This is a genomic window from Acetobacter papayae JCM 25143, assembly GCF_000613285.1.
GTDB lineage: Bacteria > Pseudomonadota > Alphaproteobacteria > Acetobacterales > Acetobacteraceae > Acetobacter > Acetobacter papayae.
Genome location: NZ_BAIN01000010.1, coordinates 61,632 through 70,252, shown reverse-complemented (window position 1 = coordinate 70,252; position 8,621 = coordinate 61,632). Strand labels below are relative to the sequence as shown.

General features: G+C 57.4%; 8 protein-coding genes and 1 pseudogene. All 9 read left to right on the top strand.

Translation table 11 applies throughout. The features are described 5' to 3' along the window. Nucleotides 1–241 (top strand): annotated as a pseudogene (locus tag JCM25143_RS22250) (flagellar basal-body MS-ring/collar protein FliF); the annotation flags it as partial. A gap of 18 nt (nt 242–259) precedes the next feature. Further along, nucleotides 260–1,306 carry a flagellar motor switch protein FliG gene (gene fliG, locus JCM25143_RS04565; protein WP_267879915.1) on the top strand — a complete coding sequence of 349 codons (1,047 nt, stop codon included), beginning with the start codon at nt 260–262 and terminating at the stop codon, nt 1,304–1,306. Continuing rightward, nucleotides 1,303–2,058: a FliH/SctL family protein gene (locus tag JCM25143_RS04560; protein ID WP_025860181.1), complete on the top strand. Its 756-nt coding sequence runs from the start codon at nt 1,303–1,305 to the stop codon at nt 2,056–2,058. Before fliG ends, JCM25143_RS04560 begins: the two co-directional genes overlap by 4 nt. 18 nt (nt 2,059–2,076) lie before the next feature. Next, complete coding sequence (gene fliN / locus JCM25143_RS04555) at nt 2,077–2,445, top strand: flagellar motor switch protein FliN (RefSeq protein WP_025860180.1); 369 nt, start codon at nt 2,077–2,079, stop codon at nt 2,443–2,445. Between the two features lie 83 nt (nt 2,446–2,528). Further along, complete coding sequence (locus tag JCM25143_RS16885; RefSeq protein ID WP_234394970.1) at nt 2,529–2,819, top strand: flagellar biosynthetic protein FliO; 291 nt, start codon at nt 2,529–2,531, stop codon at nt 2,817–2,819. A 106-nt stretch (nt 2,820–2,925) separates the two neighbouring features. Then, nucleotides 2,926–3,621: a flagellar type III secretion system pore protein FliP gene (gene fliP / locus JCM25143_RS04545; protein ID WP_051542896.1), complete on the top strand. Its 696-nt coding sequence runs from the start codon at nt 2,926–2,928 to the stop codon at nt 3,619–3,621. Between the two features lie 510 nt (nt 3,622–4,131). Next, the gene (locus JCM25143_RS04540; protein WP_025860178.1) at nt 4,132–5,658 is read left to right on the top strand and encodes a methyl-accepting chemotaxis protein; all 1,527 of its coding nucleotides are present in this window, start codon (nt 4,132–4,134) and stop codon (nt 5,656–5,658) included. 23 nt (nt 5,659–5,681) lie between these two features. Further along, complete coding sequence (locus JCM25143_RS16880) at nt 5,682–5,969, top strand: STAS domain-containing protein (protein WP_199897827.1); 288 nt, start codon at nt 5,682–5,684, stop codon at nt 5,967–5,969. Further along, nucleotides 5,959–8,571 (top strand): chemotaxis protein CheW, encoded by a 2,613-nt coding sequence (locus tag JCM25143_RS04530; protein ID WP_081773470.1) that lies wholly within the window; start codon nt 5,959–5,961, stop codon nt 8,569–8,571. The genes JCM25143_RS16880 and JCM25143_RS04530 overlap by 11 nt, the downstream gene beginning before the upstream one ends. Nucleotides 8,572–8,621 lie beyond the last annotated feature (50 nt).

Here is an 8,621-nt window from a genome sequence, read left to right as displayed (position 1 = left end):
GCCGGGTGCTACCGGAGCGGGTGGCAATGCCGCGCGGATTGGTTCTGGTGGTGGAACTGCAGGCAAGGATGGCGAGCCTGAATTTGACGAAGATGAAACCGTTACACTCGATCAGGTCGCGGGTCGGGTCCGTATGGGCGCGATTGCCAAGGTTGCTGCCCGGATCGAAGAAAATCCGCGCGAGACGGTCTTTATTATCAGGAACTGGCTGGCCATGCCTGACCCCAAGAAAGGAGCATGACGCGTGTCTGAGGCAGGTCTGACCACGTTTGAAAACGGTAACAACTCCTTTGCGCATCCCAATGCCGCGCATGCACTGAGTGGCAAGCAGAAAGCCGCCGTTCTCATGCTTGCGATCGGGCGTGATCAGGCTGCCAAAGTGCTCAAGCTGCTGCATGAGGATGAACTGCGTGATATTTCCGTAGCCATGTCCAGTCTGGGCGTGGTGCGGGCGGAAGTGGTTGAGGCTGTCTGTCACGAGTTCACCAAAAACTTCGAATCTCCCGAAGGGTTGGTGGGAACTTACGAAACGACGGAAGATTTTCTGCGAAAGGCCCTGCCTTCGGAGCAGGTCGACAAGATCATGGACGAAATCCGTGGTCCGGCCGGCCGTACCATGTGGGACAAGCTGGGCAATGTGCAGGAAACGGTTTTGGCCAACTACCTGCGCAGCGAATACCCGCAGACCGCCGCAGTTATTCTCAGCCGCCTGCAGCCTGCCCATGCCGCGCGCATCCTTTCCCTGTTGCCCGAGGACTATGCAACAGACGTGATGATGCGTGTGCTGCATATGGAAACCGTGCAGCGCGAGGTGCTGGACAGCGTCGAATCCACGCTGCGCTCCGAGTTCATTTCCTCGCTGGGTCGTTCGGCCAAGCGCGACAGTTACGAATTGCTGGCCGAAGTGTTCAATAACTTCGATCGCAAGACGGAAACCCGTCTGATGGAAGCGATGGACAAGAGAAATCACGAGGATATGGAAAAGGTGAAGGCGTTGATGTTCACCTTTGAAGATATCAAACGTCTGCCGCACGAAGCGCTTATGCGCATTGTTGGTGAGATCGACCGTGAAAAACTGCCTCTGGCGCTCAAAGGTGCTTCCGAGACGGTGCGCAACATGTTCCTGCAGTGCATGTCCAAGCGTGCGGGTAGTATTCTTATGGAAGAAATTTCAGCCCTTGGCCCTGTGCGCGTGAAGGATGCGGATACGGCGCAGTCTGAAATCGTCGCGACCATCAAGAACATGGCCAATGCAGGCGAGATCGACCTGACCGAAAGCGGTGGCAACGACGAGATTATTCCGTGACGGATGGTTTTGTGCCCTTTCACCCTGTTTCAAAACAGGTGGCAGGTGAGATCGCGCATTTTGTTGTCCCTGAAGGTGGTATTGTTCAGGGGCGTGGGCGGCCGATCGAACTGGAAGATTTTGGCGCGGATCTGAACGCAACGCCTGTTGTCGTCAAGCAGCCAGAGCCTGAGGAAGAGCCGGAACCCGATCTTGATCTGGTGTCCATGACGCCCGAACAGCTTGAAGAGCTGAAGGCTGCGGCTTTTCAGGAAGGGTTTGAAAAAGGCTCTGCCGAAAAGGAAGAAGCGCTGCGTGTTGCTTATACCAGCAATTTTTCTGCACTTGAGGCTGAGTTTCTGGCGGAAGATGCCCGACGTGATGAGGCGCTGAAAACGGCGGCAGATTCATTTGTCAGCACGGTAGTGGATATTGTGGCGCAGCTTGCCGCCCTGCATGAGGATGTGCTTGAGGGTGTCCGGCGGGATCTGGTGGCGGACGCCGCAGCCTTCGTGAGAGATTGCGAAGGGGCAGTGACAGTGCGCTGTGGCCCTGTGGACGGGGCACGCCTACAGGAAATTTTCAGGGACAGTGCGGCTGTGCGGATTGAAATGGTGCCAGAGCAGGCGGAAGGTGCGATAAGCATTGCATCGCCAGCGAACACCATTGTCATTGACCCGCAGCAATGGCGTAAGTCCGTTACGGAAAAGATTGTTGCTGCCGTTACGGCTCTGGCAAAGCAGCGGATCAAGCTGAATAAACCGGCGGAATAAGACAAGGCGGAGAGGATCATGACTTCAGGTAACGAACCCATCGGGTTAGAGGATTTCGCAACCTCCGCGGCGCCGGAGCAGCCTGCGGACACAGCCGGTCAGGACGATACGGCCGCCAAGGCGGCGGGCGGCGGCAGCCAGATGGAGGCCGTATACGATATTCCGGTCAAGATCACGGCTGTTATCGGTACGGCTACCATGCCAGTCAGCCAGTTGCTGCGTCTTGGGCGTGGTGCGGTTGTGGAACTGGACAAGAAGCTGGGTGAAGCTGTCGATATCTATGCCAACAACCGCCTGATCGCCCGAGGCGAAATCGTGGTGGTGGATGACAATTACATTGGCGTCACGATGACGGAAATCCTGTCCTCGACCCCTACATCCAACTAAAGGGGCGGCCATGTCCGGAACGGCGGCAAGTGGCGTAGCCCCGCAGGGAGCCTCGCTGCGGGAACAGGTGCTTTCATCATGCCATGGCTGGTGTATTGCGGCTCGTTCGTTCTGGTCATTGCCTTATTCTGCTCAGCCAGAAAGTGCTGAAAAAACTGCTGCCTTATGTTGCCGCCAAACGGCAGACCCGGCATCTGGCTGTTCTGGAAAGTCTGGCCCTTGATCAGCGCAGGAGACTGAGCCTGATCCGCTGCGGTGCCCGAACAGGCGTGATCCTGACAGGGGGCGGCACAGATGTTTTTCTGGGGTGGACAGACGATGAAGCCACTTTGGAAAATACGCCCCAATTTTCAGCAATGGTTCCGCATGACTGACAGGCTTACCGGTAAAAGGACTCTGGCGGGTATTCTGTCAGGCGGGCAGAAATGGCTGCTGGCGGGTTCACTGCTTGCGGTTGTCGTGGCGGTTGCCATTACGGTCATGGGCGGGCAGGCCGTTGCCCAGTCCGTAACGCTCGATCTGGGTAAGGGGACGGGGGATACCGGAACCGCCAGCAGGCTTATCCAGCTTACGGCGCTGATTACCATCCTGTCGCTGGCACCTAGCCTGCTGGTGATGGTAACGGCGTTTACCCGGATTATTGTTGTGCTTTCGCTCCTGCGCGGTGCGCTGGGGGCGCAGGGTACGCCGCCCAATACGGTTCTGATCGGGTTGGGGCTGTTTCTGACATTTTTTGTCATGCAGCCGGTTTTTGAGCAGTCATGGGTGCAGGGCGTAGCTCCCATGATCGATGGACATATGAGCGAGATGGATGGGCTGAAGGCCGCAGCGGAGCCGTTCAGAACATTCATGCTGGCCAATGCCCGCCCGGCGGATGTGACAACATTCCTGCATCTGGCCAATCTGCCTACCCCCAAGGTGCCATCGGAAACCCCGTGGCGCGTGATCATGCCGGCCTTCATGATCGGGGAACTGAGCCGCGGGTTTGAGATGGGGTTCCTGCTCTACCTGCCGTTTCTCGTCATCGACCTTGTGACAGCCAGTGTGCTGATGAGCTTGGGTATGATGATGTTGCCCCCGGCAACAATTTCGCTGCCGTTCAAGCTGATCTTTTTTGTCATGGTGGATGGATGGCAGATGGTAGCGGGTGGATTGGTGCGCAGTTTCGGCGGGTAGGGCGGCTTTGTTATAAAGACGTTAAATTTCATCCATGTTGCCGGATATATTGCGGAAACACTTTTCCAAAACCCTTTTCTCACGGGGCTGTTTTCAGCGGTTTGCGGGCAGCAGCCCATGTTGTGACGGGTTGTCCAATATTTATTTCCATGTAGTATCTAAGCAAGGATTTTAAGGATTCCTGTTTGATGCTTCTGATTGTAGCCTGTTGATTATTTTTTCTGTTTTGGTGGGTGCCCTGAATTATATCGGAGCCCGACCAGCAATGGTGCAACAATCAGGTATGCGGAGCGGGGGCGTGGTCCTGCTTTCTTGCTGTTAGTCGGCCTGAAAGCAGACACGGCCAAGTCCCTTGGGGAAGCCTGGATTGTTGGTAAGGCAGTATTGTCTTTTGACTAATGGGCGCGGATGGTGCGCAGGTTCTCCTGCCGATGTGTTGCCCGTGGTGGTAATGCGTGTGGGCGCGGTTTTTTGCAGCACCCCGCGAGCATGAAGGGAAGTTAGATTGGCATGTTGAACTGGCTGTACAAGGACGCCACCTTCCGCGTCAAAATCAGAACCGTGATGCTCTGTCTGGAAGCGTATCTGATGCTCCAGATCCTGATTGAGGGTGTCGGCTATCTGGTACATGAGCCCGTGGAACACATGTTCCTCATGAACATGAGCGCGCTCGGTTTCGGCGAAGTCGTTGTTTTCATGATCTGGGTGATGCTGACCCGCGTGGTCACACAGCCGCTGGAAAGTCTGGTCGTTGTTGGCGAGCAGCTTGGCCGGGGCGAAGTCCGTGACAACAACGTGCAGTTTCTTGATAACCGTGATGAATCCGGCAGGCTGTCGCGCGTCATGGTCGAATTCGCGCGCAGCGTGCGTGAGCAGACCGATGCCAAGTCCCGTCAGGAAGCGATGGCTGAGGAAATCAAGAAGTCTCTTGCCCTCAGCCAGGATCGTGACCGTCAGACGCACATGATTATCGAAGCGCTGGGCAGTGCTCTCGAGGAGATGGCTCAGGGCGATCTGCGCAAGCAGTTGACCGACCCGATCTTCGATGGCGAATTCGACCCGCTGCGTAAGGCGTTCAATAATTCCGTTACGCGCCTCAATGGCGCATTGCTCGCGGTTGCCAATAACTCCCAGTTGATTGCAACGGGTGCCACGGAAATTGCCACGGCATCTGATGATCTGGCCAAGCGTACGGAAAAACAGGCTGCCAATCTGGGGCAGGCAGCAGCTACGGTGCGGACCATCCGCGATGGTGTGCAGCTGACTGCCAAGGCCTGCACGGATGCCAGCGCCGAAAGCAAGCGCTCACTCGAAAAAGTGCGGTTGGCCAGCGACGTTATGGAAGAGGCCACCAAGGCCATGGACGGGATTAAAAAATCCTCCGATTCCATTGGTGAAATCATTTCCGTTATTGATGGTATTGCCTTCCAGACCAATGTTCTGGCGCTTAACGCCGGTGTCGAAGCTGCCCGTGCGGGCGAAGCCGGACGTGGTTTTGCCGTGGTTGCGCAGGAAGTGCGTTCATTGGCTGAGCAGTCCGCTACTTCAGCCAGCGAAATCAAGCATCTGATTTCCGTTTCGGCAGAACAGGTCGACAAGGGTGTGGATCTGGTGCAGCAGACGGGCCGCTATCTGAGCGAGTTCTCCGGCAGCACCCAGAACATTGCGACCCGCGTGGAAGAAATTTCTGGTGCCACGCAGGATCAGGCGACCCGCCTGTCTGAAATCACAGTGTCTATCGGCGATATGGATCAGGTGACGCAGCAGAACGCTGCGATGGTGGAAGAAACAACCGCCGCCAGCCATAATCTGACTGCCGAAACCCGCACGCTGACACAGACGCTGAGCCGCTTCCGTATCAACCGCCGCAAGGAAGATGGCCCGGACAACAGCGCTCCGCCGCCTCCGCCGCCCCGGCCGCGTGAAACCGTGGCGTTGAAGCCGGTCAGCCGCGAGGTTGCCCCCTCCCGCCCGGTGCCTGCGGTTTCTTCCTCTCTCCCGACAACCTCTTCTGACCAGGGTTGGGAGGAGTTCTAATGGCAAATGCTTCAGGTGCTGCTGTGTCGGCCGTGACCGTAACCCTGCCCGAACGACTGGATACGGCAGGGGCGGCTGGTCTGAAAAAACTGATTGAAGATGCGCTGGCTCAGGCCGCGCCTGAAGCTGTCAGCCTGGATGCGTCAGGCGTGACTTATGTTGGTGGCTTTGCTTGCAGCTTCTTCTTGCAAGTGGATGTACTGTGGCGGCTCCGTCCGAGCCGTTCAGGGAAGCATACGCCTTTTTGGGGTTGGCGCGTTTTTGCCCGGACAGCCAGCCTCCTCCAAGGAGCAATAGATTATGACGGATAATAAGGGCGTGCGTGTCCTGACAATTGATGACTCCAGAACCATGCAGGGCATGTTGCGCAAGGTTTTGGAAGGTGCTGGCTACGACGTGATCCAGGGTGGAGACGGCGTTGAGGGTCTTGAAGTTCTGCAGGCCGCGAACCCGCCGCCCAAGGCCGTGATTACCGACATCAACATGCCGCGCATGGATGGTTTCGAGGTGATCGAGGCTGTGCGCAAGCTTGACCAGTACAAGCACCTGCCTGTGATTGTCCTGACAACGGAAAGCGATCCAGAAAAGAAGGCCCGAGCCCGCGAGGCTGGCGCCACAGGTGGATTGTCAAACCGTTCAGTACTGAAAGTCTGCTGGCGGCAATCCGCCGGGTTACGGCCTGAAGGAAAGGGCGCCGGAATGAGTGGTGACATGGACGATATCCTCCTGGTTTTTTTTCAGGAGTGTGACGAACAGCTACAGGAGCTGGAACGCGGTCTGAGTGCCCTGTCTGACGGGGATTCGGATCACGAGACCATTAATGCCGTCTTCCGGGCCGTTCATTCGATCAAGGGGGGGGCTGCCTCCTTTGGTCTCGAAAATCTTGTGCGCTTTGCGCATGTGTTTGAAAGTTCTCTTGATGGCCTGCGCTCGGGGCGGATTGTCCCCACGCATGACATCATGAAGACCTTTCTCAAGGCCATGGATGTTCTGAGCGATCTGGTATCGGAAGCGCGGGGCGGGGCCGGGGTGGATCATGTCCGGGTGGCGGAAAGCCAGTCCGAACTTGAGGCGATCATCAACAGCGATGGCGCGCCCAAGCCGGCGGAAGATGTCGTGCCGCAGGATTTTGTGCCTGTGCCGATGGATTTCGTCCCGGTTCCCATGGACTTCGAGCCCATTCCCGTAGACATGGATTTCGGGTTTGATGCCCCCGAGGCAGCGCCCGATCTGGTGGTGAGCTTCCGCCCGCATGACGCTATGTACGAACGCGGTGACGATGCCCGCAACCTTCTGATCGGCCTGCGTGACCTAGCGGTTGCGGTGGAAGGCGGGGCTATGACAGCCACCTGCGACACCAGTGGCCTGCCTGCTTTCAATGCGTTGTCACCTACGCGTTCCTGCCTGTCCTGGCGGGTTGTCCTGCCCGCTGCCGTGTCGGAAGAAAGCGTGCATGGTGTTTTTGACTGGGTTAGCGATGTGTGTGACTTCAGCATTACCCATGAGGGTGCTGTTGAAGAAACCCCCGCTGAACCAGAACCGGCAGCGATAGTCGCGCCTGAACCGGTTGCCCCGGTTGCACAGGCCCCGGTTCCTGTGGTGGCTCCCGCAGCCCCTGTGCATGATGTGGCGCCCGCCGCTGTTACAAACGCCATTGCGGGTAATCAACAGGCTCCGGCCCGCAAGGCGGAGCAGGTCGCTTCCATCCGTGTTGATCTGCACCGTATTGACGATCTGATGGATTTGGTGGGCGAACTGGTTATTGCTCAGGCTGCGATTGAAGCCCTGTCGCGCCGGAATGATGGTTCCATCCAGCAGGAACTGACGCAGAGCATCAACAGCATGCAGTCCCTGACGCGTGACATTCAGGATGCTGTCATGGCGGTGCGCGCGCAGCCGGTGCGTAGTGTGTTCCAGCGTATGCAGCGCGTTGTGCGTGAAGCCTGCTCCATGACCAAGAAGGACGTTGTCCTTCTGCTGGAAGGTGAAGACACCGAGGTTGACCGCACGCTGGTCGAAAAACTGACCGACCCGCTGACGCACATGCTGCGCAATGCCGTGGACCACGGTATCGAAAAAGTGGAAGATCGTCTTGCTGCCGGCAAACCGGCGGAAGGGCATATCCTGCTTTCAGCGGGGCATCGTTCTGGCCGTATCCTTATTACCATCAAGGATGATGGGGGCGGCATCAACCGTCAGCGCGTGCTGGAAACTGCCGTCAAACGCGGGATTGTGGCACCGGATGCGGTGCTGAGCGATGATGAGATCAATAACCTTATTTTCGCTCCCGGCTTTTCAACGGCGGCTACCGTATCCGACCTTTCCGGGCGCGGTGTTGGCATGGATGTTGTCAAACAGGCTATTCTCAGCCTTGGCGGCCGCGTGACCATTCAGAGCGTGCCGGGTGAGGGCACGACCTTCAGCCTCAGCCTGCCGCTGACGCTGGCCGTGCTGGATGGCATGTTGATCGAAGCCGGTGAGTCCACCATGGTGATTCCGATTTCGTCGGTGGTGGAAACCATGATGATCGACCATCGTGATGTGTATCTGCTGCCCGATGGTGGAAACATCATTTCCATCCGTGGAACTTGCATGCCGCTGATCCCGCTTGCGGCGGAACTGGGGCTGTCGAAAGCCCCCACGCAGGAGGCTCTGGCCAACGCGGTTATTCTGGTGGTCGAGAACGAATCCGGTGGTCGGGCTGCACTGGTGGTGGATGAAATCCGCGATCAGACACAGGTGGTGATCAAGAGTATCGAAAAGAACTACCGGCAGATCTCTGGCGTGTCCGCCGCCACCATTCTGGGAGATGGGAGCGTATCTCTTATTCTGGATGTACCGGCGCTGATTGGTACAGCGATCCGCAAGATAGATAACAGGCCATCGAATGTCCGCACCGGGCTGGCAGCCTGAGCGGATTTTTGATGGGGCGCGCTGTGTTTGAGCAAGGAAGCCGGGGATGA